Source organism: Citrifermentans bremense (genome assembly GCF_014218275.1).
Classification (GTDB): Bacteria; Desulfobacterota; Desulfuromonadia; order Geobacterales; family Geobacteraceae; genus Geomonas; species Geomonas pelophila.
On record NZ_AP023213.1, the window covers coordinates 1,664,353 to 1,690,402 of the forward strand.

29 protein-coding genes, 1 tRNA gene and 1 riboswitch are annotated in these 26,050 nt (G+C 59.1%); of the genes, 20 read left to right on the plus strand and 10 right to left on the minus strand.

The features are described from left to right. Positions 1-51 precede the first annotated feature (51 nt). Both dsbI and GEOBRER4_RS07310 read right to left on the minus strand, forming a co-directional pair. Positions 52-759, minus strand: coding sequence for a protein-disulfide oxidoreductase DsbI (dsbI, locus tag GEOBRER4_RS07305; protein WP_185244848.1), 708 nt, complete (start codon positions 757-759; stop codon positions 52-54). A gap of 11 nt (positions 760-770) precedes the next feature. Continuing rightward, on the minus strand, positions 771-1,436 hold the full coding sequence (locus GEOBRER4_RS07310) for a thiol:disulfide interchange protein DsbA/DsbL (RefSeq protein WP_185244849.1): 666 nt from the start codon (positions 1,434-1,436) through the stop codon (positions 771-773). 550 nt (positions 1,437-1,986) lie between these two features. Here GEOBRER4_RS07310 and GEOBRER4_RS07315 point away from each other — a divergent pair. Then, positions 1,987-3,720 carry a sensor histidine kinase gene (locus GEOBRER4_RS07315; protein ID WP_185244850.1) on the plus strand — a complete coding sequence of 578 codons (1,734 nt, stop codon included), beginning with the start codon at positions 1,987-1,989 and terminating at the stop codon, positions 3,718-3,720. Further along, positions 3,717-4,385: a response regulator gene (locus GEOBRER4_RS07320; RefSeq protein WP_185244851.1), complete on the plus strand. Its 669-nt coding sequence runs from the start codon at positions 3,717-3,719 to the stop codon at positions 4,383-4,385. The genes GEOBRER4_RS07315 and GEOBRER4_RS07320 overlap by 4 nt, the downstream gene beginning before the upstream one ends. A gap of 36 nt (positions 4,386-4,421) precedes the next feature. Here the strand turns inward: GEOBRER4_RS07320 and GEOBRER4_RS07325 are convergent, their stop codons facing one another. Both GEOBRER4_RS07325 and GEOBRER4_RS07330 read right to left on the minus strand, forming a co-directional pair. After that, positions 4,422-5,423: a helix-turn-helix transcriptional regulator gene (locus tag GEOBRER4_RS07325; protein ID WP_185244852.1), complete on the minus strand. Its 1,002-nt coding sequence runs from the start codon at positions 5,421-5,423 to the stop codon at positions 4,422-4,424. After that, positions 5,420-6,871 carry a DEAD/DEAH box helicase gene (locus GEOBRER4_RS07330; protein WP_185244853.1) on the minus strand — a complete coding sequence of 484 codons (1,452 nt, stop codon included), beginning with the start codon at positions 6,869-6,871 and terminating at the stop codon, positions 5,420-5,422. Before GEOBRER4_RS07330 ends, GEOBRER4_RS07325 begins: the two co-directional genes overlap by 4 nt. A 233-nt stretch (positions 6,872-7,104) precedes the next feature. On the opposite strand from GEOBRER4_RS07330, the gene trmB reads away from it, so the two are divergent. From trmB to GEOBRER4_RS20350, 3 genes are all read left to right on the plus strand, one after another. Beyond that, on the plus strand, positions 7,105-7,728 hold the full coding sequence (trmB, locus tag GEOBRER4_RS07335) for a tRNA (guanosine(46)-N7)-methyltransferase TrmB (RefSeq protein ID WP_185244854.1): 624 nt from the start codon (positions 7,105-7,107) through the stop codon (positions 7,726-7,728). 73 nt (positions 7,729-7,801) lie between these two features. Next, positions 7,802-8,047 carry a type II toxin-antitoxin system CcdA family antitoxin gene (locus GEOBRER4_RS07340; RefSeq protein WP_185244855.1) on the plus strand — a complete coding sequence of 82 codons (246 nt, stop codon included), beginning with the start codon at positions 7,802-7,804 and terminating at the stop codon, positions 8,045-8,047. Position 8,048: 1 nt separating this feature from the next. After that, positions 8,049-8,354: a CcdB family protein gene (locus GEOBRER4_RS20350; RefSeq protein WP_185244856.1), complete on the plus strand. Its 306-nt coding sequence runs from the start codon at positions 8,049-8,051 to the stop codon at positions 8,352-8,354. A 14-nt stretch (positions 8,355-8,368) separates the two neighbouring features. Here GEOBRER4_RS20350 and GEOBRER4_RS07350 read toward each other — a convergent pair whose 3' ends face one another. After that, the gene (locus tag GEOBRER4_RS07350) at positions 8,369-11,329 is read right to left on the minus strand and encodes an NAD-glutamate dehydrogenase domain-containing protein (protein WP_185244857.1); all 2,961 of its coding nucleotides are present in this window, start codon (positions 11,327-11,329) and stop codon (positions 8,369-8,371) included. Between the two features lie 232 nt (positions 11,330-11,561). Between GEOBRER4_RS07350 and truD the strand changes: the two genes are divergently transcribed. The 4 genes from truD (at position 11,562) to GEOBRER4_RS07370 (ending at position 14,539) form a co-directional block, all read left to right on the plus strand. After that, positions 11,562-12,794 (plus strand): tRNA pseudouridine(13) synthase TruD, encoded by a 1,233-nt coding sequence (truD, locus tag GEOBRER4_RS07355; RefSeq protein ID WP_185245294.1) that lies wholly within the window; start codon positions 11,562-11,564, stop codon positions 12,792-12,794. Positions 12,795-12,964: 170 nt separating this feature from the next. Further along, a complete protein-coding gene (gene ispE / locus GEOBRER4_RS07360; RefSeq protein WP_185244858.1) occupies positions 12,965-13,807 on the plus strand; it encodes a 4-(cytidine 5'-diphospho)-2-C-methyl-D-erythritol kinase in 843 nt (280 codons plus the stop codon). 12 nt (positions 13,808-13,819) lie between these two features. Continuing rightward, a tRNA-Gln gene (locus GEOBRER4_RS07365) sits at positions 13,820-13,894 on the plus strand. Positions 13,895-14,050: 156 nt separating this feature from the next. Next, positions 14,051-14,539: a ferritin family protein gene (locus tag GEOBRER4_RS07370; protein WP_185244859.1), complete on the plus strand. Its 489-nt coding sequence runs from the start codon at positions 14,051-14,053 to the stop codon at positions 14,537-14,539. Positions 14,540-14,553: 14 nt separating this feature from the next. Here GEOBRER4_RS07370 and GEOBRER4_RS07375 read toward each other — a convergent pair whose 3' ends face one another. The 3 genes from GEOBRER4_RS07375 to GEOBRER4_RS07385 are packed head-to-tail and all read right to left on the minus strand — an operon-like array spanning position 14,554 to position 16,322. Beyond that, complete coding sequence (locus GEOBRER4_RS07375) at positions 14,554-14,991, minus strand: bacteriohemerythrin (RefSeq protein ID WP_185244860.1); 438 nt, start codon at positions 14,989-14,991, stop codon at positions 14,554-14,556. 59 nt (positions 14,992-15,050) lie between these two features. Further along, on the minus strand, positions 15,051-15,983 hold the full coding sequence (locus GEOBRER4_RS07380; RefSeq protein WP_185244861.1) for a DUF4382 domain-containing protein: 933 nt from the start codon (positions 15,981-15,983) through the stop codon (positions 15,051-15,053). Between the two features lie 30 nt (positions 15,984-16,013). Continuing rightward, positions 16,014-16,322 carry a hypothetical protein gene (locus GEOBRER4_RS07385; protein ID WP_185244862.1) on the minus strand — a complete coding sequence of 103 codons (309 nt, stop codon included), beginning with the start codon at positions 16,320-16,322 and terminating at the stop codon, positions 16,014-16,016. A 100-nt stretch (positions 16,323-16,422) separates the two neighbouring features. Beyond that, a riboswitch (cyclic di-GMP riboswitch) is annotated at positions 16,423-16,499 on the minus strand. Positions 16,500-16,719: 220 nt separating this feature from the next. Here GEOBRER4_RS07385 and GEOBRER4_RS07390 point away from each other — a divergent pair. Continuing rightward, positions 16,720-17,097 carry a hypothetical protein gene (locus tag GEOBRER4_RS07390; RefSeq protein WP_185244863.1) on the plus strand — a complete coding sequence of 126 codons (378 nt, stop codon included), beginning with the start codon at positions 16,720-16,722 and terminating at the stop codon, positions 17,095-17,097. 84 nt (positions 17,098-17,181) lie between these two features. Here the strand turns inward: GEOBRER4_RS07390 and GEOBRER4_RS07395 are convergent, their stop codons facing one another. Continuing rightward, positions 17,182-17,676 carry a PilZ domain-containing protein gene (locus tag GEOBRER4_RS07395; RefSeq protein WP_318842567.1) on the minus strand — a complete coding sequence of 165 codons (495 nt, stop codon included), beginning with the start codon at positions 17,674-17,676 and terminating at the stop codon, positions 17,182-17,184. A 214-nt stretch (positions 17,677-17,890) separates the two neighbouring features. On the opposite strand from GEOBRER4_RS07395, the gene GEOBRER4_RS07400 reads away from it, so the two are divergent. From GEOBRER4_RS07400 to GEOBRER4_RS07440, 9 genes are all read left to right on the plus strand, one after another. Continuing rightward, on the plus strand, positions 17,891-18,841 hold the full coding sequence (locus GEOBRER4_RS07400) for a ribose-phosphate pyrophosphokinase (protein WP_085813157.1): 951 nt from the start codon (positions 17,891-17,893) through the stop codon (positions 18,839-18,841). A 59-nt stretch (positions 18,842-18,900) separates the two neighbouring features. Further along, positions 18,901-19,491 (plus strand): 50S ribosomal protein L25, encoded by a 591-nt coding sequence (locus GEOBRER4_RS07405; protein ID WP_185244865.1) that lies wholly within the window; start codon positions 18,901-18,903, stop codon positions 19,489-19,491. 12 nt (positions 19,492-19,503) lie between these two features. Then, positions 19,504-20,070: an aminoacyl-tRNA hydrolase gene (gene pth, locus GEOBRER4_RS07410; protein WP_085813155.1), complete on the plus strand. Its 567-nt coding sequence runs from the start codon at positions 19,504-19,506 to the stop codon at positions 20,068-20,070. 69 nt (positions 20,071-20,139) lie between these two features. Next, positions 20,140-21,234 carry a redox-regulated ATPase YchF gene (gene ychF, locus GEOBRER4_RS07415; protein WP_085813154.1) on the plus strand — a complete coding sequence of 365 codons (1,095 nt, stop codon included), beginning with the start codon at positions 20,140-20,142 and terminating at the stop codon, positions 21,232-21,234. Positions 21,235-21,398: 164 nt separating this feature from the next. After that, positions 21,399-21,803, plus strand: coding sequence for a 30S ribosomal protein S6 (gene rpsF / locus GEOBRER4_RS07420; RefSeq protein WP_026843227.1), 405 nt, complete (start codon positions 21,399-21,401; stop codon positions 21,801-21,803). 3 nt (positions 21,804-21,806) lie between these two features. Next, entirely contained in the window at positions 21,807-22,085 is a 279-nt protein-coding gene (gene rpsR, locus GEOBRER4_RS07425) for a 30S ribosomal protein S18 (protein ID WP_012531193.1), read from the plus strand. A gap of 11 nt (positions 22,086-22,096) precedes the next feature. After that, positions 22,097-23,038, plus strand: coding sequence for a YybS family protein (locus GEOBRER4_RS07430; protein ID WP_226377921.1), 942 nt, complete (start codon positions 22,097-22,099; stop codon positions 23,036-23,038). Positions 23,039-23,061: 23 nt separating this feature from the next. Continuing rightward, entirely contained in the window at positions 23,062-23,505 is a 444-nt protein-coding gene (gene rplI, locus GEOBRER4_RS07435) for a 50S ribosomal protein L9 (protein ID WP_185244867.1), read from the plus strand. 104 nt (positions 23,506-23,609) lie between these two features. Beyond that, positions 23,610-23,990 (plus strand): hypothetical protein, encoded by a 381-nt coding sequence (locus tag GEOBRER4_RS07440; RefSeq protein WP_185244868.1) that lies wholly within the window; start codon positions 23,610-23,612, stop codon positions 23,988-23,990. A gap of 55 nt (positions 23,991-24,045) precedes the next feature. Here the strand turns inward: GEOBRER4_RS07440 and GEOBRER4_RS07445 are convergent, their stop codons facing one another. Next, positions 24,046-24,822 (minus strand): OB-fold nucleic acid binding domain-containing protein, encoded by a 777-nt coding sequence (locus GEOBRER4_RS07445; protein ID WP_185244869.1) that lies wholly within the window; start codon positions 24,820-24,822, stop codon positions 24,046-24,048. A 303-nt stretch (positions 24,823-25,125) separates the two neighbouring features. Between GEOBRER4_RS07445 and GEOBRER4_RS07450 the strand changes: the two genes are divergently transcribed. After that, positions 25,126-25,995: a hypothetical protein gene (locus GEOBRER4_RS07450; RefSeq protein ID WP_185244870.1), complete on the plus strand. Its 870-nt coding sequence runs from the start codon at positions 25,126-25,128 to the stop codon at positions 25,993-25,995. Positions 25,996-26,050: the final 55 nt, after the last annotated feature.

Here is a 26,050-nt window from a genome sequence, read left to right on the forward strand (position 1 = left end):
CCTTTTTTGTTGTATGCGGCGGACTTGCCGCCCCTCACGCCGAGATTGCCGTTATGCCAACTTGCCTGTGTAGCCGGAAGTTTCTTCGTGTGCCGCGGATTGGCGCTTGCGCACCAGGGTGACGATCCAGCAGACTGCCGCCACCAGCAGGAACAGGAGGATCACGCCGAAGGTGATGACGGTGCACTGCGCCATGTTCATGAAGTGGGCAGGAGGCCAGAGGTACCACCCTTCGGAATAGAAGTCGGTGATGGCCTTCTGCAGCGAGCTCAGTTGCGCTCCGTCGGGGATGATCGGGTTGTCGTAGCCACAGTCGCCCGTCGGCTTGAACCATTCCGGAGACCACTTGTCCAGCGGCAGGTGGAACGGGAAGGTGGGCTCCGGGGAGCATCCCTGCACGCCGAAGATGTCTTCGCTGTGGGCGGCGTGGTGGATCTTGTCGAGCTTTATGCTGTAGAGGACACCTTTGAAGCTTCCCCAGATGGCGAACAGGTAGCCTACGATCTTCAAGGCCGGGTTCGAAGGCTTGATAGCAGCGACGATGCCGCCGAAGGCCATGGCGAAGAAGGCGAGCCTTATGTAGACGCACTGTTCGCAGGGTCTCATGTAGAGCCAGACCTGGAAGACGGAGTGGGCCAGGATGACCATGAACAGGCTGAGTGCCGCCATGAAGATCCAGAGAAACCGCTTGTCCTGCCATTGGCTGATGCTTCCTACCGGGTCCGACCTGAAGTTGCCGATCATTTCTGAGAGTTTCACGACGCGTCTCCTTATTTGGTCTTCAGCTCGTTGATAAGCTTCAGCATCCCGTCGATGGAGGTGATGCTCTTGGTCATGATGAGGTATTTGCCGTTGACGACGAACCCGGGAACGCCCTGGACCTTGGCTACGTCATAGGACGCATCCCACTCCTTCAGCAGCGCCTTGACTTTGGGGTCAGTCTTAGCCTTATCGAACTCGGCCCTGGTCATGCCGACGGCGTCGAGGCCGGTCTTAAGATAGGCGTCGGGGCCCGAATCCCAGCGCTCCTTCTTGTCGTGGTAGGCGGTGTAGTAGGCCATCTTCGCTTTTTTCAGCAGGGATTTCGGTCCGTAAAGATCGCGGTCGGAGAGTCCGGCCTTCTGGTCCTTGAGTAGCAGCACGGCAAAGAGCTCACTCCCCTGGACCCCGTATTTCCCCTTTGTTTTGAGGTGGAACGGTCTGAAGGTAAGATCCTTCGGCAGCTTGGGAACCAGGTTTGGTGTGATCTTTTTGTCGTACTTGTAGCAGAAGGGGCAGTCGTAGCTGAACACCTTGATCAGGGTCCCCTGGGCGTTCGGGATCGGTTTTGCCAGCTTGACGTAGTCGGTCCCCTCGGTGAAGGCGAAGCTGGTGCCTGCAAAGAAAGCTACCAGTGCGAAACTCTTGGCGATCGTTTTGAGAAATTTGAAAGACATGGCTGTTCTCCTTATTCGTGAGTGGTTATCGTTGGTCCTGCTGATCCTCGCCTCATGTGACATGTCGTGTTGGATGTGGTATCTCCTCCTTTCTCCGGACTTTTTGTGGTGATTGCCTTTTCTTTTTAGCAATAAAATTTTACTACTGAGCGGCTTAAGCGAGTTTCTCTCTGCCAAACTTGTTGTTTGGTTTATGTTTGTGCTTCCGTTTGCGTTTTGGTTTATTTAACAAAACCAAAAGGTGGATGTCAAGCATGTTTTTTTACTAAATTTGCATGCCGGAACCGGCGGATGCCCCTGGGTGCCGCCTCTGGTTTAGCCCCGTGGAGCCGCAGTGGACGGGGGTTCAGAGGGGATTGTCGAAAGTTGGGAGTGCTTCGGAAAGGTGGGTTCAGCGAGGGAGTAGGGACTTTTAGTATGGTTCGGGGTAAATTTACTTATTTCTATTTACAGGTGTTGGTAAACTGAAGTAAACTAAAAACGCTTTGGCGCGGAAGCTCTCGCACCTGCTCGAAATTTATTGGGAACCACCCGTAAGAGGGACAGCACCATGAGAAAATTTCTCGAAGCCAATAAAAACCGCATAGTCATCGTCACCTATGCCCTGCTCTTTTGCATGTTCTGCTTTTTTTCCCTGATGGATCTGCACAAGAGGACGTCGGACTACGCCTACTTCGCCGACAAGATCAACAGTTTCATCAAGAATGCGCACGACAGTGAATCCGAATACCTCTCCTCGCGGATGGCCAACTACGTGACCGCCCTTGCCCAGAAAAAGAATTTTGCGCAACTTTTGAAAAACGGCGATTCGGAAGGCCTCAAAAAGGCGGCCGATCCTATTTTCGAGGATTTCGGGAAACGTTACGTGCCGGTTATTTCCGTGCTGATCTATGACGGCACCGGAAAGCTCAGGTACCACATGATCCATCCATCCATGCACCACGACGCGACAGGGCTCACGCCGAACGTTCCCAAAGAGGTCTTCAAAACAAAAAACTACACCTACGGGTATGAGACCAACGTGGTTCCCCTTTACTTCTGCACGGCGCTTCCTGTCAGGGACAGCCTCTCGAACGTGGTCGGGACTATCGAAGTCGGTGTGGACCTCTCGTTTTTCCACTACAACCTCAAATGGTTTTTCAAGGATGTAAAGACGGCGATTGTTCTGGACGGCAAGCTCCTGGGAAACGGCAGCGACTACGCCTTTGACTCAGGAGAGTACGTTTATGACTACTACAGAAAGCTCAAGGCCAACGACACCAAGTTTTTCAACCTCTTCATTGACAGAATCAATTTCAAACAGGCGAAAAATAACGTCGAAATCGGCGACAGGTACTACCTGGTAAGCACCTCGCAGATTTTAAGCAACAACGCAGGCCATGAAGTCGGCAAGTACCTCGTCGCCTATGACCTTACCGAGCTGCGGCGTCGTCACTGGGATTATTTCTACGTCTGGCTGCTGTTTTTTGCCATCACAGCTTCGGTCATGCTCTGCATCAACATGGTCGGATTCAGAAAGTACGAGCGGATCATCATGGAACAGAGCAAGCTGCTGGCGCAGCGCTCGAAACAGTGCGCGCTGGGCGAGATGCTTGGACATATCGGCCATCAGTGGCGGCAACCGCTCTACAACCTGTCGCTGATCGTTCAGAATATCGGGCTGCAGAACCAGTTCGGCAAGCTGGACGACGCCCTGCTCGAGAAGCAGATCACCCAGGCAAACCAGAATATTCAGTACATGTCGAACATCATAGACGACTGGCGCTCCTTGCTGATGTCAGGCAGCAGCCGTGCGGTGATCGAGCTCCAGGAGTCTGTGGAGCGGGCCATCGCGATGGTGGAGCCGGTGATGGAACAAAGCCGTATCACCATTGAAAACCGGATCACCTCTCCAGTGCACACCATGGGTTTCGTCAACGACTTGGTGCAGTTGACCATCAACGTGCTTTTGAATGCACGCGATCAGCTCTCCATGGTGGACGGCGAGCGCGTCATACTCATCTGCTGCCGGGAGGAGGCCGATTCGCTGGTGACGGTGACCTTCCAGGACAACGGTGGCGGCATCCAGAACCAACTTTTGAAGCGTATTTTTGAACCCTACGTTACCACCAAGGATAAGGCGGACGGCACCGGGCTCGGCCTCTATCTCTGCCACCAGATCGTCGAAAATCTCGACCAGGGGAAGGTCTGGGCGGAAAACAGGTCTTTTGAGCTGCAGGGCAAAGAGCATTACGGTGCCTGTATCTGTCTGCAATTTGCCAAAATAAAATCGGAGGAACTATGAACGTCGCTGCGTTGCAGGATATGACGGTACTCTTTGTCGACGACGAAGAGGTTGCGCAGGAGCAGATGAAGCTGGTATTGAGCAGTTTTTGCAAAAACACCATCTGCGTCGGCAGTGCCGACCATGCCCTGAAAGTACTAGAAGAGCATCACCCCGACATCGTGCTGACCGATATCCGGATGCCCGGGTTGTCGGGCATTGAACTGCTTACGGCAATAAAACAGAAAGATCCGGCAGTCGCCGTCGTCATGGTCTCGGCCCACTCCGAGCCTGACTACCTGCTGGATGCATTTCGTCACAAGGCAGACGGCTACCTTTTGAAACCGTTCAACTTCCACGAGCTGCTCGAGCTCCTCTCGGACATAGCGACCCAGAAGGTAGCCGCAAAGAAGGAAACGAAGCAGGGTGGGGTGAAAAACGAGTTTCTGCACAAGATCCTCGACACCCTGGGGGGCAGGCGGGCCGAGATCATCGAATACGTCATCAACCACCTCGACGCTGACAACATGTTCTATGGCACCTATGACGAGGTGGCCGAGGCGCTCGGCGCCAGCAAGCCTACAGTGGTCGCGACATTTCAGGTAATGCTGGAAAAGAACGTGCTGATTCGGATCAAGTACGGGACGTACCGGATGAACATGGATGGTTCTGGTGAGAGCCGCTGACACATCGATTGCTAACGGTGTGTGGCTGCCAGGAGTTTAACCGGCTTGGTACAGTCGGGAGGTGTCCTGCACCATGCGGGTCAGTTCCTCGCGCAGATCGGGGGGGGAGATGAGTTCGGCGTGGGCGCCGTAGGAGAGGAGCCAGGAGAGGATCTCCATCTTCCCGCCGGCATGGAAGGTGAGGGAGAGGGAGCCGTCCCGCTCTTCCTTTACCTGCTGGGACGCGTGCCAGATCCGGTCCTTGATGGCGTGGGCGATGCCGGCGGAAAAACGTATCACCACGTCCATGGGAGGCTCGGCGACGATGCCGAAAGCGCCGCCCAAAGCCTCCCCGGGACGGAACCCTTCGGGGATCTCGAAGCGTTCCTGGCGCGGCTCGACCTTGACGATACGCTCGACGGCGAAGGTGCGCAGCGCCTGGCGCTGTTGCGCGTACCCCAGGAGGTAGATGCCACCTTTCTGGAACAGGAGGGTGTACGGGTCGACCAGGTACTCCACGGGCTCGGGGCGGTTGGGGGGGTGGTAGGTGATGACGATGCTCTGCTGGTACAAAAGGGCGTGGCGGATCAACTGCAGGGATTCGGCGCAGCGGCTGTAGTCCCTCTTCCCCTGCAATAGCGGCAGGGAGACCTCCGCTATCCGCTCCATGTGCGCGGCGAGCCGCGGCGGTAGGACCGAGTTCACCTTCCGGAAGACGCTCTGCATGTCCTCCAGGAAAGGGGTTCCCTTGAGCAGGTCGAGCTGGGAGCGGAGCAGGGAAAGGGTCATCAGCTCCTGCAGCGTGAAGCTGATGGGGGGGACGTCCTTGAAGCGGGTCAGGAAGCGGTAGACCTTCTCGCCGTCCTGCCAGTCGGAGATGAGCGGGTACCCCGCCTCCTGGATGGCGGCGAGGTCCCGATGTATGGTGCGCTTGTTGACGCCGGTCTCTTCGGCGAGTTCCGAAATCGAGATGCCGTGACGCGCCTCGATAAGGCGTATCACGTCATGCACTCTCCCTGCCTGGGAGTACTTCTTGGCGGGGCGTCCCTTGCCGGTCACGGCTGATCGGGCTGGCTCGGCTGGTTGGATTGTGCACCCTCGGCACTCTGCTTCGGCTTGCGGCGGCGCGGCCTCTTGCGCTTCGCTGCCTCGGCTCCGGTTGCTTCTCCTGCCGTTGCGGCAGCCTCGGGCTTCTCGGCGGCAACCTTCTTCTCGCCTGCCGCGGGCTTGCTGCTCCCCGAAGCGGACCTGCTACGGCCTGCCGGTTTCCCCTTTTCGCCGGACCTGCCCCTGTCGCCGGGCTTGCCCCCCTTGCCGTGAGGTTTCAACTCGGTGCGGGGGCGCGGCTTTGTCCTCTTGTAGTCGTGGACGAACATGTCGTCCTCGGCCCACTCGGTGGGGATCTTCTGCTTGATGAAGTCCTCGATGGGCTCGATGTAGAAGGCCCCGTCCTCGTCCGCAAACGAGATCGCCATCCCTTCGGCGCCGGCGCGGGCGGTCCTGCCGATGCGGTGCACGTAGTCCTCGCAGTCCTGGGGCAGGTCGTAGTTGATGACGTGCGAGACCCCCTCGATGTGGATGCCGCGGGAGGCGACGTCGGTGGCGATCATGATGGGGAGTGCCCCTTCCTTGAAGTCGGCCAGGATCTTCATCCGCTTTCTCTGCTCCACGTCTCCCGAGATAACACGGCACGGAAACTCGTTTGCGTTCAGACGGTCCTGGAGGTATTCGGCTTCACGCTTCGTGTTCACGAAGATCATGGTCCGCTCCATTCCCATCTTTCTCAGCAGGCCCAAAAGCAGCGGGAACTTCTCCTTGCGCGAGACGTGATAGAGCACCTGCTCCACGCGCTCGGCGGTCATCTGCTCGGGGGTGACGGAGACCTTCTCCGGCATGTTCATGAACTCGTAGGCGAGCTCCATGACACGGGTGTTAAGCGTCGCGGAGAAGAGGAGGTTCTGCCTCTTGTCATAGGGGGGGAGCCTTCTCAGGATGAAGCGGAGGTCCGCGATGAACCCCATGTCGAACATGCGGTCCGCCTCGTCGATAACCAGCGCCTCGATGTCCTTCAGGGAATAGACCTTCTGTTTCAGGTAGTCGATGAGGCGCCCCGGGGTGCCGATGACGATGTCGGCGCCCGCCTTCAGCGCATCGCGCTGCTTCATGTAGTCGACGCCGCCGTAGATCGCCTGGATGTTGAAGCCGGTGTATTTGCCGAGGGCCTGGGCGTCCTTTTCGATCTGGACCACCAGTTCACGGGTAGGGGCCAGGATGAGCGCCCTGGGATGGTGTTCGCCGCCGGTTTTTTTCTGGCTGAGGAGTTTCGTGAAGATGGAGATGAGGAAGGTGGCGGTCTTGCCGGTGCCGGTCTGTGCCTGCCCTGCGACGTCCTTCCCGGTGAGAGCCAGGGGAAGTGCCTTTTCCTGGATTGGTGTACATTGGGTGAAACCTGTTTCGTCGATCCCTTTTTGGACCTCCGCCGGTATCTGCAGCTCGGTGAATTTCATGCTTGCTTTCCTTTTTTTGCCTTATTTCAACCGGATATAATTAACACGTCCGGGAGTAAATGGCAAGGAATGGGTGCCGTTACAGTGAATGCGGTCTGCGCGGCGGACAGATCTACGCTTTGGGCGCGCCGTGAGCCAGAGCGCCGGCCTTCGACTCAGTGCCGAAAAAATCCCCTTCACCGCAAGGCCTCGCTGTGCTATCTTCCCCCGCGACTAAAAAGCAAGAGGGGCAGATGACGCAATCATTCATTCACATTGAATCACCCAATTACATCCGTCTGGAAGACCTGCCGAAGCCGCCCAACTGGGGTGCGGTTTTCGGCAACGACAACCCGCTCGCGCTCGAGATCGGCTGCGGCGTAGGCGATTTCATGCTGAAGACGGCGCTGGACCAGCCCGACACCAACTTCATCGCCATCGATTTCTACAACAAGGGTTGTTACAAGACCTGCCGCCGCATGGACCGGCACGAGGTCAAAAACGTGCGCGTTCTGCGCGACGAGGCGCGTCTTTTCGTCACCGACCGCATCCCGAAGGGGGGGCTGTCGGCCGTATATATCAACTGCCCCGATCCGTGGCCCAAGAAGCGGCACCGTAAGCGCCGCCTGGTGAACCGCGAGTTCGTCGAATTCATGATGGACTACATGCGTCCCGGCGCAGACTTCTATTTCGCCACCGACTTCGACGACTACGGCATCGACGTGGCGGAGATGCTCCCGAAGGTTTCCATGCTGGAAAACCAGTTCGGTTCCGACCTGTACCGGCACGAGTTTCCCGGATACCACCTCTCGAAGTACATGCGGAAATTCATGGCCGAGGGGAAAAAGATCTACTTCCTGCACTACAAGGTGAAGTAGAAGAGGGCGGGTAACGAAGTTGACGCGCATGCTTATGCGTGTTAGGTTCGATTGTCAAATGTGGGAGGCTTTTATGCGACATGCACCTGCTAAAATCGCGCGCCGCCTTCCGGTCAACTTAACTGCCGACCGAAACCTGGTGCAACGCGTGAAAGAAGAGAACGGCAATCTATCCAAGCTCTTGGAAGAAGCAATGGTGGCGTTCCTCGCCAGAAAGGAAATGGAACGCTGGAGGGACGACAACCGCCAATCGTTTGAGTCTTACAACCAAATGATCCAGGAACATGGCCTTTTCTCTGATGACATGGGATTGCTCTGAAATGGCGCAGTTCGATGTCTACAGGAATCCGAGCAAGACTAGTTGGAACCGTGCGCCATACCTAGTCGAGATCCAGGGTAATTACTGTGACATCATAACCACTTGTGTCGTCATTCCATTAGTGATTGTGGGGCAATTCATTCCCGCCCCTGTGCTTAATCCAGTCATCGAAATTAACGGCAGCAAGTATCTCCTCTCTACCGCAGAGATGACAGCAGTTTCCCGTTCGAGGTTGGGCAGGCCTGTCGGCTCTCTGAAGCGGCTGCATTCCGAGATCATCCAGGCGATCGATCGTTTGCTACTCTGACCATCTCCATGCAGTTACTCGAACTGCCGCATCAGGTGCCCCTTAAGCGTTGCCTCCAGATCGGCTTCCTTGTCTCCCCGGTAAACCAGCGAAGAACCTATTTCCGCAGCGAGTATGGCGAAGAGGTACTTGGGCGGCAGGTTCTTCACCCTTTTGGCGTACTTCGGTTCCTCCCTCAGCATCCGCGGCAGGTGTGACAGTATTGCTCTGCGGTAGATGGGCTGCAGGCAAAGGTTGGGCCGGTTCTGGAAGAAGCTGTAGATAGTCGCGTACTCCTCGTTGATCTCGCCGCTCAAGGCGTCGGAGATCTCGGTGCACAGAAGCCCCGGCTGCTCGCGGCGCCTCTTCAGTATCAGTCTCGCCTCGTCCCCCGCCCGCTTTTCCAGTATCTCCAGTACGTCCCTCACGTAGCGCTCTTTCTCCGCCAGGAACTCCGATTCGGAGAGGAGCAGGTTGGCGATGATCTCGTAAGAGGAAGAGATGACGCCGCACTTGTTGGCCGAGGCGTCGCGCATGATGATGACCCCTTTTTTCTGCAACTGGACGCGCGCCTCTGGGGTGATGAAGGAGTTCGCCCCCTCCACGATGGCCGCGGTCGACGGGGCGCCCCCCGGTAGCAGGTAGTTCTGCCAGTTGTCCTTGTCGATGGTTTCGGGCCTTCCTCCCGCCGGGATGAAGAGGTCCGCCTTCACGGTGAAGAGGAGGCTTTCGTACCACTTGGAGAACTCGTCGGTGGAGATCCACTCCTCGCGCACCCCGTCGCCGGTGCGGGTCACCTTCCTGAAAACCTCGCGCAGGCCGTCCCTGCGGCTGCCGCTCCTGTAGAGCATGAAGCCGCCGGGATGCAGCTTCAGCGGGTCGAAGCCGTCCAGGTCCTGCCGCAGCACGATGCGCCGCAGTTCCTCATGGTCGGCCCCTTCCGGGTCGCAAAGCGCGGCGGTGCCGTCCAGGATCAGCTTGATGGCTGCCTTGGGAGCACGGTTCAACAGGATGCGCATGGCGTTGCCCGCCACGTCGCCGTTGGGGCCGCCGGTGAATTTCACGCTGAAGGGGTCGCGGTAGATGTCGATCCCGAGTTCGGCCATGGTGATCTCGGCGAACTTGATCACCCCGGTGGATGTGACGCCGTACTCCTTGTGGTTGATGCCGACCTCCTTGCTGGACATGATGCCGATCCCAAGGATGTAGCCGCGCCGCTTGGAGATGCGGGCGATGTTCTCGATCATGGAGTCGTGCATGTTCTCGTCCGGGCCGAGCTCTATCGGCTCGTCCTCGCGGTAGTAATCGACGACGGCCGGGTTTTTAGCCACGCCGTCGCTGGTGACGAAGACGTCGAGGAAGGCGTTGGTGACGCCGTGCTGCAGCTTGTAGAGGTGGCAGACCTCGAGTTCGCGCTCACCGCCGCGCTGCAGGTCGGCGGCGTTCAGGATCAGCACCAGTTTCGATCCACCCTCGTAGATGTCCTTGTTCTTCAGGTGCTGGGTGTGGGCGAGCACGAAGTTCTCCCTGAAGATGGTGTTGGAGTTGGTGATGTAGTCGTCCATGTTGCGCGCGATGACGGTGCGCCAGCCGCCTCGGGCGATGTCGGAGAAGCCGATGTGATAGCCGAAACCGTAGCGGCTGAAGAAGAAGGTGACCCGGAATGGCTGCGCCTGGGGGAGATCCGAGGTGGACGCGGGCCCCAGCGCCTTCAGGTAGGCCGGGTCCAGCCTGAAGGCGAGCGCCTGCTTCTCCAGCACGAAAAAGTTGGTCTTCAACGTATGGGTGATGAAGATGAGGCAGCAGCGGTAGATGGAGCGCCGCATCTCGTCCAGGTAGCGGTGACCCGTGTTGTATCCCTCAACCGCCTCGACGGTTTCCTTAAGTACCGGCTCGTAGCGCGGGTCGCTTGCTGTGACTGCGGGGTCGAAGCGCGCGCGGAAGAGCTTCACCAGTTGCAGGGACATCTCCGGGTGCGAGTGGAAGGCGCTTTGCACGTCCTCCAGCCCGAAGCGGTCCGGCTGGTTGTGGGCGAGGTTCGTGTGGCAGAAGGCGATAAAGGCGTTGGTCAGGGACGCCTCCTCGCCGGACATGACGCCGGTGGTGACGAACTCGCGGTAGGTGTACCCCCTGGCGGAGAGGATCTGGGTGTTGTAAAGCTCCTTTTGCAGGCGGAAGAAAAGCTCGGACCCCGCCTCCAGGACGCCGCCGTGACGCCGGTTCACCAGGAAGGTTCCCAGGAAATACGGGTGGACCCCCGTAGTGACGGTGAGGCAATAGGCCCGGTTCACCGCTAGTTCCAGCCGGTTGAACACCTCCATGAGCTGCAGCAGGAACTCCTTTTGCGGCGGGTTCCCCACGGCGAAGTGGACCCTCGACACCTGCTGTACGCTGCTAGGCTCGACGTAGAGGTAGAGCCCGCCGCTTCGGCTCGCCTGCTGCTGCAACTGGAGCACCTGGGCCACGCGCAAGGGCGATGAGACCCTGACGTAGCTTTCGTTGTTGAGCCAGAGGATGCGCAGCAACCGGTCGAACTCCTTCATGTCGAAGGTGGGATAGCTCCTTCTCAGCTCGGCCGAAACCTTGCGCGCGATGCCGGTCGGAACCTCGGCCTCCTTCCAGCCGAGCACCTCCTCGTTTTTCTTGCGGTCGAACTCGAAGCGCTCAATCTCCAGCTCCTCCTGCATCCCGGGGAGCGGAGCGTCGGAATGGGTGATCATGGCGTACGAGATTTCTCGGTCCTGGAAATGGCGCAGCGAGTCGTAGAGCGAGCCCGGTGCGTTGACCCGTGCCATGATGATGGATTTGTCCCGGTCGGCAAGTATCAGGCGCCGGTTGTGTTGCAGCGTCCCCAGCCCCCTTTCCAAAATGACCAGCGCCTCTGGTTCATCGCGCATCGCACTGAAGAAGTACGGACTGATCGACTCTTTCAGCCACTTCCTGTTCTCTGCAAGCTCAGCAGATGTTCCTTTTTTCACATCACCGGTGCCGCTCATGCTTAGTTCCCCTTATCTGTCACTGTTGTCCTTGCTGGTGCCAGTATATCGAACCTGAAAGTTTTTGCTCAATCGGCGGTGCTGCCACCGCAAATAAATCTTCCTGTCAGAAAAAACGATGACGATGCTTACTGCTCGGCCATTTCAACAATTTCTTTAGTCGCGGCTTGCACAGATTCTGTCGACGGGCGGCATGGGAAACATGTTGAAAGAGCAGCTGGTACTGGGTATGATGCTGCGGTTGAGGAAACGGTATCAGGGAGGCCCATTGTCCATCTATCTCACAGCCGAGGTCCCGGGGACCGGCGGCACCATCAAAGGAGTCCCGGAAGATTTCCTGGTCGAGGAGATCCCGGCCTACCTGCCGAGCGGGCAGGGGGAGCACTGCTACGCGGTCCTGGAGAAACGCGGCATCGCCACGCTTGAGGCGCTGCGCCGTCTTTCCAAGGCGCTGGGCGTCCAGGAGCGCGATCTGGGGTACGCCGGGATGAAGGACGCAGTCGGCGTCACCCGCCAGACCGTCTCCATACCGCGCGTGCCGCCAGAGAAGGTGCTGGCGCTCGAGATCCCCGGGATCAAGATCCTTTCCGCCCGTCTGCACGGCAACAAGCTGAGGCTCGGGCATCTAAAGGGAAACCGTTTCTCCATCAGGGTCCGCGACGTGGCCCAGGGCGCGCTCAAAAACGCGGAAGCGGTCTTGGAGATCCTGGCAAAGCGGGGGGTGCCTAACCGCTTCGGCGTCCAGCGCTACGGCGTCCAGGGAAACACCCACGAGATCGGCGCGGCCATGCTGCGCCGCGAGTTCAAGTCGGCGATGGACAGGGTCATCGGCGACCCCGCTGCGGTGAGCGACGAGCGCTGGAGCCGGGCCATCGAGTCGTACCGGCGCGGAGATGTGGAGGAAAGCCTCTCTTTGTTTCCGGGGCACTTCCGGGTCGAGCGCGAAATGCTCACCCGGCTGGTTCAGCGCCCCGACGGCTTCGAAAGGGCCTTCAACTCGGTGCAGCCGCGCATGAAGAGGTTGTATCTCTCCGCCTTCCAGTCCTCCCTGTTCGACCTGGTGCTGGAAAAAAGGCTCGACACCCTGGATCAGGTGAGCGTAGGCGACATCGCCTTCAAACACGAAAACGGCGCCTGTTTCCTGGTGCAGGACGAGGCATCTGAGGCGCAGCGCGCCGAAGCCTTCGAGATTTCCCCCACCGGCCCCATGTTCGGCTGCACCATGATGGAGGCTCAAGGAGCTGAGGGAGAGCTGGAGCGGGAGGTGCTGGCAGCGCAGGAGTTGAGTCTGGAGAGCTTCAACCTCCCGGGAGGTTTGCGCATGGAGGGGGAGCGGCGTCCCTTGCGGGTGCCGATCGCAGGGGCTGAGGTGCGGCAGGACGGCGCCGACCTGTTGCTCGGCTTCTCTCTCCCGAGAGGCGCCTACGCCACTTGCGTGCTGAGCGAAATTACGAAGAGCGAGTAGTTTGAGGGGCCCCTTACCACCGCCCCTCTCCCGAAGGGCGAGGGGAGAAAAGCCGATTTCCTTCACATCCCTCTCCTTCTGGGAAGGGATGTGAAGGCCAGGCCTGCGCGCCGTAGCGCTTCGGTCCGCGTAGGCAGGCGAGGGGGGCAAAATATCGGAAGGAGATTGGCGTGAAAAAACTGCAACTGCTGGCGCCTGCCAAGGTTAACTACCGGCTGGACGTTTTGGGCAAGAGGCCCGACGGCTATCACGAGCTGCGCATGATCATGCAGAGGGTCGATCTTTGCGACGAGATAGAGATTGCCCTCGCCGACTCCCCCGGCGTCCGGGTCACCTGCGGCAGGAAAGGGGTCCCCGACGGGCCGGGGAATATCGCCTGGCGCGCCGCCGACGCCCTGCTGAAGCTTTCAGGCCGTGAAGTCGGCATCGAGATCTCCATCGCCAAGAAGATACCTGTAGGCGCTGGGCTTGGAGGCGGCAGCAGCGACGCCGCCACCGTCCTCATGGGAGTGAACGAGTTGCTCGGCTTGGGGCTCTCCGACGAACGGCTGATGGAGGTCGGCGTGAAACTCGGCGCCGACGTCCCGTTCTTCATCTTCAAAAAGCCCGCTCTGGCCGAGGGGATCGGCGACCGGCTCACCGCGCTGGAAGGGGTTCCCTCTCTCTGGGTGGTGCTGGTGAATCCCGGAATCCACGTTTCCACCGCCTGGGTCTACCAAAATTTAAGGTTGACAACGAGGGAGCCCGCCACTATAATCCCGCGTTCATACAGCAGCCTCGACGAGGTCTGTGCGCTCCTTTCCAACGATCTGGAGCCGGTCACCTGCGGCAGGTTTCCGCTGGTGGGCGAACTGAAGGAAGTGCTCATTGCAGCAGGTGCCCGCGGGTCGCTGATGTCGGGAAGCGGTTCCACCGTATTCGGTCTTTTCGACAAGGAGAGCGTGGCACGCCAGGCGGCAGCTGAGATAGGCAAAGAGTATGGCTGGTTCGCAGCCGCAGTAAGGACCATCTAGAAAACCAAATATTGGGGCGTCGCCAAGCGGTAAGGCAACGGGTTTTGATCCCGTCATTCCCAGGTTCGATCCCTGGCGCCCCAGCCAATAATAACAGGGGACTAGCACACACGGCTGGTCCCCTGTTTCTTTACCTCCCTTTCTTTGTCAGCAGAGGGGGGAGCTTGCAGGCTCAAGTTCAATGTTCGATGATCCGAAGAGTTGTTTCAGCTGCACAATAAAGGTTCCGAGGTATTTACTTAGATGGGAAAAGAAGCCGCTATCAGGCTGAGCATGGACCAACTCCACTTCCTGGACAGGTGCAAGCGGTTCGAGCTTAAATGCGCGGATCTCTACTACCACTTTGCGCGCATTTTCGCCGACAACAAGGAGCTGGCAAAGCTTTGGAGCAAAACGGCGCTCGAAGAGGAGAGCCACGCGCAGCAGTTCGCCATGGCGGCGAGGATGCAGGGGGTGGGTATGTCGGGCGTGAACACCGACGTCACCCAGGCGGTGTCGACCTTGCAGAAGCTGGAAGAGAAGATCGACCAGTTGATGGCGTCGACTCTCTCAGAGGCGGAAGCGCTCACCTTGGCGATCAGGTTGGAAGACCAGATAGCGGTGCTGCACATGTCCACCATCGTCACCTTCGCAGACAGCGAACTGGAGAAGCTCTTCAAGGCGATGATGGACCACGACCAGGAGCACGTGGAAGCGCTGCGGGAACAACTGGCGCTATTGTCGCAGAACTAACCTGCGCGAAAGCTTCAGGCGTCGCCGCCGGCCGGGCCCGTCTTGTCGCGCCTGGTGCTGATGTTGTGGACGTCGAAGAACCGGCCGAACTCGACGTCGGTTTCACCTATGTGGTGCGTCACCCAGTTGCACAAAAACCAGAGCAGCTCCACCGAAACCTTCCCGTTACCTTTCAACTCCTTCTTGAACTCGACGACCCTGCCGGTGAAGTGGGCGTGCTCTTCCCGGTGGGCCTCCAGCTTGGGGTAGCCCGTCTTCTTCATCCACTGCTCTTCACAGCTGAAGTGGCGAGCGGCGTAGTCGATCAATTCCTGCAGGAATGCCAGCTCGATCTCTTTGCCTTCCCGGAACTCGTCGTAGGCCCTGTTCAGGGATTGCACCAGGTGCTTGTGTTGCCGGTCGATCTCCTGTATCCCCACCAAGAGATTCACATTCCATTGAATTATAGGCATCCCGCTCTCCCAACTTCGGCGCCGCCCCCTCCGATAGGGGACGGCGCCTGATTTTGCTCTTACTGCGGCGTCAGCACTATCTCGCCCAGTTCGGTCGCATCACCCTGTGCCACCGATACTGCCTGGGACGAATACAAAGCGAAGCCGTTTGCCGTTATGAACGTCTTGTAGCCGACGCTCCCGCTGGCTGGCGGCACGAAGACGGCAAACGGGGCCTGCCATCTACCGCTGGTGTAACTGGAGAAGATGCGCCCTGCTGCGATCGGGTCGCTGTCGTTCACGGTACCGCGCCTCTTGACGGAGACGGTGGCGCTGGACCACTGCGCGAAGCTGGAACTCACGTTGCCGATGATGGAGCCGAACTGCGGCAGCTCGCCTGCCATCTGCACCATCCTGATCCCGGTCGGTTTCAGGTTGTAGCCGCCGTTGCCCCGCGGGACTATGGCGGTATTGGGGTCGAAGTCGATCATGACCGCGTTGATGACACCGGCCTTGACCTCGACGGGGCCCAGCACCTTGAGCCCGGACTGCTGCCCGCTGGGTGTGTCGAGCGGGATCGGGTTGCTGCCGTTTAGGTCGCTGCTGAGCGTGAGGTAGTTGACGGGAGGACGGTTGCCGTTCGGGTTCGGCTCCAGAACCAGTCGGATCTGGCTGTAGCTCCCGGCCGGGAGGACGATTTCGCCCAGGGGTTCCTGGAGAAAGCGCAGGGCCATGACATCTACGACCTTGGGCGTGGCAAACCGCACCAGTACAGGGAGGTTCGGATCGTTATCGGCTGCGCCTTCCAATCCCCTGGGGACCACCCGTATCTCGCGTATGGCGATCACGACCTTGCCGAAGCTGTCGCTCTGTCTGTCGGTGATGGCGAGCTTTAAGGTCCCCTTTGTGGCGTCGCTTCCTCCCCCGCTGCAACCCCCAAGGTACGCGAAGGCTGCCAGCAGCAAGCAGATAACTATGACAGCCGGCTTAAACGCTGCAGTTTTCCCGCTCATGGGTCATCCTCCTGTCGTTATCGACTTAGCTTAGTCGCGTCCGTGCTTATTGCCGTGCCCTTTGCCGTGCCCTTCTCCTTTGTGATGCCCTTCTCCTTTTTCGTGCCCGAGGTGCCTGCCGCGGTCATGATGGTCTCTCTTTTTCATGTAAATGCGCCTGTGGTCCTCCACGTAGTAGGGGCGCCCCGCGTCGACGTAGATCCTCACGCCCGGAGGGGCGGGAAGGTAGGCGCCCAGTTGGATGTTCAGGTCCACCCCGCCGGCGTGGGAGGCCTGCGGCGCCGCGAGGGCGAAGCATGCAGCTGTTGCAAAGGCCAGTGTTGTAAGCGCTTTTTTCATCTTTTCTCCTCCGTTTCAGGGCACCCCGTACTATTGCTCCGCTTCCATTTCCCTGGGTTGCGGCAACAAAAAAGCCGGGGCCAAAAATATCGATCGATATTTCGGCGACCCGGCTGTCTCGTGGAGACCCTGTAGGCTTTCCGTCCCATCCTCGCGGATGGTTTAGTATTGTCGTTTATCTGTGCTGAATTTTGCAGGAACCATAGCGCAAGGCATGGGGCATGTCAAGGATGCTTTTAATCTGTTTTTTAGAGTCAATGTCATGCCTGAAAGGGTGAAACAGTAAAAAATCTAAAGTCCTATGCAGATGTGCCGAAGATATACCAGTGTAAATGGCAAATATGGCATGAAACTGTTTTATTGATTCAATGTTATATCCGTAGCACGAGGGGACAAAATGGTACGCAGTATTCTCGAGATCGGTAATGCCAAGTATGAGATCGACCAGGACGCGCTGAAGAGGTTCATGAGGGAAGCGCGCCAGTCTGCGGCTCTACGCGGTGAGCTTGATGATGGCAAGGAGAAGGTGCTGACTTATTCGGCGAGCGTTTCACCACCGGCAGAAGCCTCCATTGATGCTGTTTTCGACGAGGTGCTGCAGCTGTATAACGAGTACGCGAGAAACGATGACCTAGACGTGCTGATGCAGTTGAAGGCCAAGCTGGAGCAGGTTTCGTTGCGGTACAAGAGCCTGGCCCTTGCCGAAGAGGTACTTAACATCAACAGCTGTCTGCCCTACGAGCGGCGGGTGAACTGCATCCGTGGCGGCAGCTAGTCAGGGAAGGCGGGTTGAACCGGAATCGATGAAGGCTTGTGCGCCGTTGGCTCGCAAGCCTTTTTAGCATCAAGAAGGGCCGGGTCAGGACCCGGTCGCCGAGGCATGGCAGGCGCACTCTCCAGGAAGATTGCTTCTTTTCTCCTGTATCATCTCCCACTCCTGCTCCAGCTTTTCCGGTTCCGTGGTCGATTGCCGCAGGAAGTCGAGCAGGCGCTCCTCGGCGTCTCCGGAAAAGCTCACGAACTTGATCCCCACCATGGAAAAAAAGCTATGCACGATGCAGGCTGTTATCACTACGGGCCCGGCCTGCGGCTCCAAGGTGACCGATAGCGTGCAGCAGTCGCCGACAGGAATCATTATGCACTCATCAGCGCTGATCAGCGCGCCCCTCAAAGAAACGTTTTCCAGCCGGCACTTGTAGTTCATGCCTGAATGTGACAGTTCGCCGGGCGCTCTGCTTTGTACCCGGTGAAAACGCCGCTGGTTCATATAGCATCCCCCTATGCAGTGTAATGGACAATTGGCAGGTCTCTTATCGTCAGCGACGCGGCCGGACTTCAGTTTTTTCTCAAACATTACCGTGTGCCAACGCTTTGCGGCCTCAACTTCTTCTGTCTGTGCCTTTGCGGGTAGGCGGGTGCGTCTTTGGGCAGCTTTTCCATTGACTTCAGGGGGCAACTATTGTATTAAGTAGCGTTTCCTGGATTTGTGATGCCGGTCTAGGTGGGATCGGGAAGCCTGCAGGCCGCGCAGAACCTAAATAAAAGAAGTCACGAGGGGCAGAGCTTCAATGGAAAACAAGATCAGGGTGTTCAGCGGTAACTCGAATCCTATTCTGGCAGAAAAGATCTGTGATTGCCTGAAAGTGCCCCTGGGCAAGGCCAAGGTCAAGACCTTCTCCGACGGCGAGATCATGGTCGAGATCGGCGAGAACGTGCGCGGGCGTGATATCTACGTGGTGCAGTCCACCTGCTGCCCGACCAACAACAACTTGATGGAACTGCTGATCATGATCGACGCCCTAAAGAGGGCTTCGGCAGCAACCATCACTGCCGTGATCCCTTATTACGGCTATGCGCGCCAGGACCGCAAGGCCGCCCCGAGAACCCCGATCACCTCCAAGCTCGTGGCCGACCTGATCACCACCGCCGGCGCCGCCAGGGTTGTGACCGTGGACCTTCACGCGGGGCAGATCCAGGGCTTTTTCAACATCCCGGTGGACAACCTCTACGCCGCGCCCGTTTTGCTCGCCCATCTGAAGAGCCGCTTCGCCGACGACCCCGACAACCTGGTCATGGTGTCGCCGGACGCAGGGGGGACCGAGCGCGCCAGGGCCTTCGCCAAGAGGCTCGGCTGCACGCTGGCCGTCATCGACAAGCGCCGCACCGGCCCCAACGTGGCCGAGATCATGCACCTGATCGGCGACGTGAAGGGTAAGAACGCCATCATCCTGGACGATATGATCGACACGGCAGGGACGCTCACCCAGGCCGCCCTCGCCCTGAAGGAGCACGGCGCCGCCAACGTGTACGCCTGCGCCACCCACGGGGTCCTTTCCGGCCCCGCCATCGACAGGATCAACGCCTCGGTCATCGAGAAGGTGGTCATCACCGACACCGTCCCCCTGGGTGAGAAGGCCGAGCTTTCCGACAAGATCAGGGTGCTTTCCGTTGCAGAACTTCTGGGAGAGGCGATCCGCCGCATCCACGAGGATGAGTCGGTCAGCTCCCTTTTCGTTTAATAAATTTCAATTCAAAAGTCATTGGGTCATCAAATACCAAGATCGACATCGGAGGATGTATGAGTAAGCAGGTGCTGAAAGCTGAACTGAGAGAGAAAACTGGCAAGGGTATCTGCCGCCGCCTGAGGGCTGCCGGCCGTGTACCGGCCGTTGTTTACGGCAAAGGGATCGCTCCCGTCTCCATTTCCCTGGGGCAGAAGGAACTTTCCGAAGCCATCGCTGGCGAGGGTGGGCGCAACCACATCCTGACCCTCGAGTGCGCGGGCGAGCTGAACGGCGCCAACGTGATCGTAGCCGACCTGCTGCGCGACAGCCTGAAAAACCAGCCGCGCCACGTCGACCTGCACAAGATCAACCTGGCCGACAAGGTCAAGGTCCACGTCAAGCTGAACCTGGTCGGCACCCCGGCCGGCGTCAAAGCAGGCGGCTTCCTTGATTTCGCGATGCACGAAGTCGAAGTAGAGTGCCTCCCGGTCCACATCCCGGCCCACATCAACGTCGATGTGACCGAGCTTGTCATCGGCCACTCCGTCCACGTCGGCGATATCACCGCTCCGATCGGCACCGCAATCCTCTCCGACCCCAAGGCGCCGGTGGTGAGCATCCTCGGCCGCAAGGCAGCAGAGGAAGAGGCTGCACCCGCCGCCTAATCCAGGTTACCTATGGCAGCAAAACTGATCGTAGGGCTCGGCAACCCCGGGCCAAAGTACTCATGGACCCGCCACAACGCGGGTTTCATGGTTTTGGACCGCTTAGCCAGCCTCTCGGGAATCCAGGTCACCAGGAAGGCCTTCTCAGGCCTTTCTGGTGACGGCAACTGGGCCGGAGAGCGGGTCTACCTCCTCAAGCCGCAGACCTTCATGAACCTGTCGGGGCGCTCCGTCGCTGAGGCGCTTCGCTTCTACAAGTTGTCCCTCTCCGATCTCATCGTGATTCACGACGACCTGGATATCCCGTTCGGCAAGGTAAAGCTCAAGGAAGGCGGCGGTCATGGCGGGCACAACGGGCTGCGCTCTCTAGGCCAGGAGCTCGGCTCCTCCGCCTATGCGCGCATCCGCGTCGGTATCGGCCGTCCCGTTCACGGCGACGTGGTGAACTTCGTGCTCACCAACTTCGCCAGGGAAGAGATGGATTCGCTCCTGGAGGTGCTGGATACCTCGGTCGACGCCATGGAGATGATGATCAAGGAGGGGATGCCCAAGGCCATGAGCATCTTCAACGCGAGGTAACTCTCCCGCTGTAAAGGAAGAATCTAAAACCGCTCCCGGCACAGGGGCGGGTTCTCAAAAGGATACGTCATGGGTTTCAATTGCGGTATCGTCGGCCTTCCCAACGTTGGGAAGTCCACCATCTTCAACGCGCTCACCTCGGCCGGTGCCGAGTCCGCCAACTACCCCTTCTGCACCATCGACCCCAACGTCGGCATCGTGGCGGTCCCGGACCCGCGCATGGACCGGCTCGCCGAGATCGTCCACCCGGAGCGGATGCAGCCGACCACCATCGAGTTCCTCGACATCGCGGGGCTCGTCAAGGGCGCCAGCCAGGGTGAGGGGCTGGGGAACAAGTTCCTGGGGCACATCCGTTCGGTCGACGCGATCCTGCACGTGGTGCGCTGCTTCGACAACGAGAACGTGGTGCACGTAAGCGGCAGCGTTTCCCCGGTGCGCGACATCGAGGTGATCCAGACCGAGCTGGCCCTGGCCGACCTCGACACGGTGGAAAAGCGCCTCCAGCGTACCGAGAAGCAGGCCAGAAGCGGCGACAAGAAGGCGAAGGAAGACGTCGACTTCTGCCTCAAGGTGAAAGCGACCCTGGAGAAGGGGCTCTCGCCGCGCGACCTGGCCGAGACCGAGGACGAGAAGCTGATACTGCGGGACATGCATCTCATGACAGCGAAGCCGGTGCTCTACGTGGCCAACGTAGCCGAGGACGACCTGGAAGGGAAGCACCCCTACGTCGAGGAAGTGCGCAAGCTCGCGGCCAAGGAAGGAAACGGCGTGGTCTTCATCTGCGGCTCCATCGAGGCCGAGATCTCCGAGTTGGAAGGGGAGGAGAAACAGGCGTTTCTCGAGGAGATGGGGCTCGCCGAGTCGGGGCTCGACCGCCTGATCCGCTCGGGCTACGAGCTTTTGGGTCTGATCACCTACTTCACCGCAGGCGTGAAGGAAGTCCGAGCCTGGACCATCACCAAGGGGACCAAGGCCCCCGGAGCCGCTGGCGTGATCCACTCCGACTTCGAGAAGGGGTTCATCCGCGCCGAGGTCATCGCCTACCAGGATTACATCGCCTCGGGCGGCGAGGCGGGCGCCAAGGAAAAGGGGCTGATGCGCCTGGAAGGTAAAGAGTACGTGGTGCAGGACGGCGACGTGATGCACTTCAGGTTCAACGTTTAAAGGCAGATTGAGAGGCAGATTAAGATTATCTGCTTCACCTCTGTTTTTTAGTTGTCAAACCGGATTATCTGTAGTAAATAAATGCGTTCACCAGAACGGCCCAGTGCCGTATCTCCTTGCTCCGGGTCGGACCGGGGCTCAATTAACCGTGAGGAGGCTTAACAATGAGCAGGATGTACGAGACGATCTACATCGTCCAGCCCGACCTCGGTGACGAAGAGATCAAAGCTCTTTCCACCAAGGTACAGGACGTGATCGCCGGCATGAACGGCGATTTCAAAAGGCTTGAAGACTGGGGCACCAGGAAACTGGCTTACCCGATCAACAAGAACCCGCGCGGCCGTTACTTTTACCTCCGCTTCGACGGCGATTCCGGACTGATCGCCGAGCTGGAGCGCCGCCTGCGCCTTGACGACAAGGTGATCAGGTACCAGAGCGTCAAGCTCGAAACTGAAGTGGTAGCCCCGGCCGCCGCTCCGGTGAAGAGCGCCGAGGAAGGGACCGAGGAAGTCGCCGCTGAGGCTGCTACCGAGGCACCGGCCGAAACGACTACTACGGTGGAGGGATAAAAGATGGCTGACGAAAGAGCACCCCAGAGAAGCACCAGCGGCCCGAGGAAGAAGAGGCCGTTTCAGCGTCGCAAAGTTTGCCGTTTCTGCGCTGACAAGCAGGTAACCATCGATTACAAGGATCCGCGCACCCTGCGTTACTTCGTGTCCGAGCGCGGCAAGATCATCCCGCGCCGTATCTCCGGCAACTGCTCCAAGCACCAGAGGGAAATCACCGAAGCGATCAAGAGGGCAAGGAACATCGCCCTGCTTCCGATCGCCGGCAGCCACGCTACCGCCTAGTGTCGCTTCAGGTGAACCCAGTACAGGGGCAGATTCTTGATGTAGTGAAGGGGAGCGTCGCCACGGTGACGCTCTTCCTTGCTTTCGTCTACTTCCCCGTGCTCGGCATGATCCCGGGCTTCTTCGCACCGGTGCCGGGCGCTTATTACACCCTGAAGAGCGGCAGGACGGTCGGGCTCCTGGTGCTGCTGGCGTCGTCAGCGCTCCTTCTGGCCCTGTCCGAACCCACGCTCCTGCTGGTCTACCTGCTGCAGGCCGGCGTTCTTTCGCTGGCGCTTCCCGAGTTCCTGCTCCGGCTGAAGGGTGGGGCACGCTCCGTCGTGTACTCGGTCGCCATCAACCTGGTGGTCATGCTCGCGGCCGCACTGCTCTACAGCTACGGCACGGGAATCGACCTGCAGGCCAAGGTGACCAAGGGGGTGCAGTCGAGCATCGCCCAGACCGTCCAGCTCTACCAGAAGGCGGGGGTTACCGGGGAAGAACTGAAGGCGATGCAGGGGTCGATGCAGCAGGCGGGCGAGCTGGTGCTAACCATCTACCCCGCGCTCGTCACCGTATCCCTGGCGCTGGTGGCCTGCATGAACCTCTCGGTTCTCGCCAGGATCGCCGCCAGGGTCCGCCTCCCGCTCTACGTGGGAGATTTCAAGAAGTACCGCAATCCCGAGCCGCTGGTATGGCTCCTGATTGCCTCGGGGTTCGGCATGCTGGCGCCGAGCACCCCGGTCTACCTGGTCTCGCTGAACGTGCTGATCGTGGTCGGCGCCCTCTACTCCGTGCAGGGATTCGCCGTTGTCAGCCACTACTTCCGCAGGTTCCAGGTCCCGATGTTCATCAGGCTTTTGTCCGCCCTGCTCCTGGTCCTCCAACCCTTCATGGTGCTGGTGGTCGCGGTGCTGGGTGTCTTCGATCTCTGGGGCGATTTCAGATCCCCCAAAAAACAGGAAAACCTGTAAATAACCAGGCTAGGAGGCATCACATGAAGGTCATTCTCAAGGAAAACGTAGACAACCTCGGCCACATCGGCGACATCGTGAAGGTAGCACCCGGCTACGCCCGCAACTTCCTGCTCCCCAAAGGGTTCGCCATCGAGGCTACCGAGAAGAACGCGAAAGCGCTCGACCACGCCAAGCGTCACCTCGAATACAAGAAGAACAAGGTGCTCGAGGCAGCGAAACAGCTCGCCGCCAAGATCGAAGGTCTCTCCCTTTCCCTGGCTCATCAGGCAGGCGCAGACGACAGGCTCTTCGGCGCCGTCACCAACATGGAACTGGCTGAGCAGCTCAAGGCAAACGGTATCGAAATTGACCGCAAGCGCATCGTCCTCGCCGAGCCGATCAAGCAGCTGGGCGAGTTCACCGCCACCGTCAAGATCCACCCGGAAGTGAGCGCAACCCTGAAAGTGGCCGTTACCAAGGCCTAAGCGCGATCTGAGCTTTTAACAGCTTGCCGGCATCATCGAAAGGGCCGCCCTCCAAAGGAGAGCGGCCCTTTTTGTTAACCGGCAGCCGCAAACGGAGCTAGACCATGGAAATAGGAAGGTTCCACAAGAAGGACATCGCAAAGAGGCAGCTTCAGACTGCGCTCGAGCTTTTTTTTGCCGGAGGCGACCTGTTCAGCGTCGTCACGCTGGCGGCGGCTGCGGAGGAGATGCTGGGCGAGTTGTTGCGCCAAGAGAGTGGGGGAGGCGGAGGAGTATTCAGGTCGGTGCTGCACCTTTTCACCAGCCGCAAAGGTGAGCCTGTCTCTTCAGGAACGCTCAAGGAAAGCGAATGCTACCTGCACATGGACCCGCGCCAGGAAGCGGTGTTTCTTCTGGGACGCTGCATCGACGACTACCGTGCACTCGAGGGGGATGCGACCGAGGAGATGCTCCGCTTCGACAGGGAAATCCGGGGAGAGGGGTAGGGAGGGGTTGAGACCGCTGCCAGCGGCATGGCCACCGGCGGCGGGGTGACGGCGCTTACTTCAGGTTCGCGTCCTGGATCAGGACGGTGTAGCGGTAGCCGGATCCGAAGTCGAGGTTGTTGTACAGGGTCCCGGTGGCGGTGACGATGTCGCCTTCCTTGGGTACCTGCTTGGAGGTTATCACCAGCTCGTCCGTCTTCTTTTTCTTGGAGCCGGTGCCGTCCTGGATGTGGATCCAGTTCTTCTTCATGATGCGCTCGGCGACCTTGGTCACCCGCCCACGCACCACCACCTGTTTTTTCTCAAGTTTTCCCTTCCTGGCATGGATCTCGGCGACGGTGTAGGCGTTGGCGCCGTTGGCCTTGGCCACCTTCTCGTTCTTTTTGGCCGCGGCCTTCGCAGGCTTCGCCTGCTTGGTGGGCTGCTGTGCCGCGGGCGCAGGCTGTGCGCCAGGCATCCCCTGGTGCGCCATCTTCACCGCGGAGTCGCTGAGATGGATCCTCTGGTTGGCGACGCCGGCCGAGAAGACGACCTTGTCGAACTTCCGGTTCCGCCCCTTGCTGGTGAAATTTTTCATCTCGAACCCGGGGACCAGGGAGAGCTCATGTCCGACCTTCACCTTGGTGAGGGGGATGGCGACCCACACTTTTCCCGGCCCGTTTTGCAGCAGCACATAGGTGTAGCCGCCGCCGTCCATGGTCTCGAGGACCTTGCCGGAGAGCTGGACCTCCTTGGGCTGTGCAGGCGCGGGGGAGCCGGCAGCCTGTACCTGTTGCGCGGTAAGTACCGCAATAACTACGAGCAAGAGGAGTTGCTTCAGTAGATGGTTCATGTCATTGACTTCCTTGGAAGGTTCTTTGCTCAGGGCTGACTACTTTTTCGCGCCTGATTGACAAGTGTTTTATGCCAGCCTTGCACCCGAAGACAGCACAGTTCCCGGTACTGCGTCCAACTGGACGAAGTTTCCAAAGCTGAGTCCGAAGCTTGCGCAGGTTGATTCTCCCGCTATATTTGTGTTGGCAAATTTAAAATAATCTAATTTGCAGCCGCGGCAGAGGACAACGAGCGATGGGCTAGCGGGCGCCGGTGCAGCGTGGAGTCGACAGAAAAGGCGCCGGTGCCAGAGGGGGCATGAATGAACAAGAGAGTGGGTGTGCTGTTGGTGCATGGGCTGGGGGCTGTATCCGACGACTTCGCGCACGACACCGTGTATGAACTGCGGGAGCGGATCGCCGGGCGCGGGCTGAACCGCGACGAGATTGCCTGGCAATCGGTCTTCTGGAACCCGCTGCTCTCCGCCAAGGAGAACCGCCTCTGGGTGGACCTCTGTGCGGACAACGAACTCAACTGGGCCAAGTTGCGCAAGTTCTTCATCAACACCTTCGGCACCCTTACCGCCTACGAATCAGCGAAAGAGCAGCCGGATTCGCTGTATCAAAGGATCCACGGGGTGGTGCACGACTCGATCAAGGAACTGCGCGCAAGCCTCGGCGCCGACCGGCCGCTATTGGTGATCGCCCATTCCCTTGGTTCCGTGATCATGTCCAACTACATCTGGGACCGCCAAAAAGGAAAAGATGAGGAGCGCTACGGTGCTTCCCCCTTCGAAAGGATGGAGACGCTGGCCGGGATGATCACCCTGGGAAGCAACATCCCGATGATGACGGTGGCCCTGGACCAGGTCGAGGCGATAGAGTTTCCCCCCGCCTCGCTTGCCGAGGAATACCGGGAAAAGGCGAAATGGCTGAACCTTTACGACTCCGACGACGTCCTCGGATGGCCCCTGAAGCCGCTCAGCCCCAGCTACGCAAAGGCGGTGAGCGAGGACATCGAGGTGAGCGTCGGGAACATCCTGACCGCATGGAACCCTACCAGTCACGCTACCTACTGGACCGACGACAGCGTCATCAAGCCGACCTTGTACCTTTTGGGGTCGCTTCTCGAGGCGCCGATGCGGAAGGTGCCCGTTGAGGAACAGCAGTCCATGATGGGCTACCCGGATTGACCCTGCTGCAATTTAAGTACGAAAAAAGGCGCTTCCCTGCTGCGAGGGAAGCGCC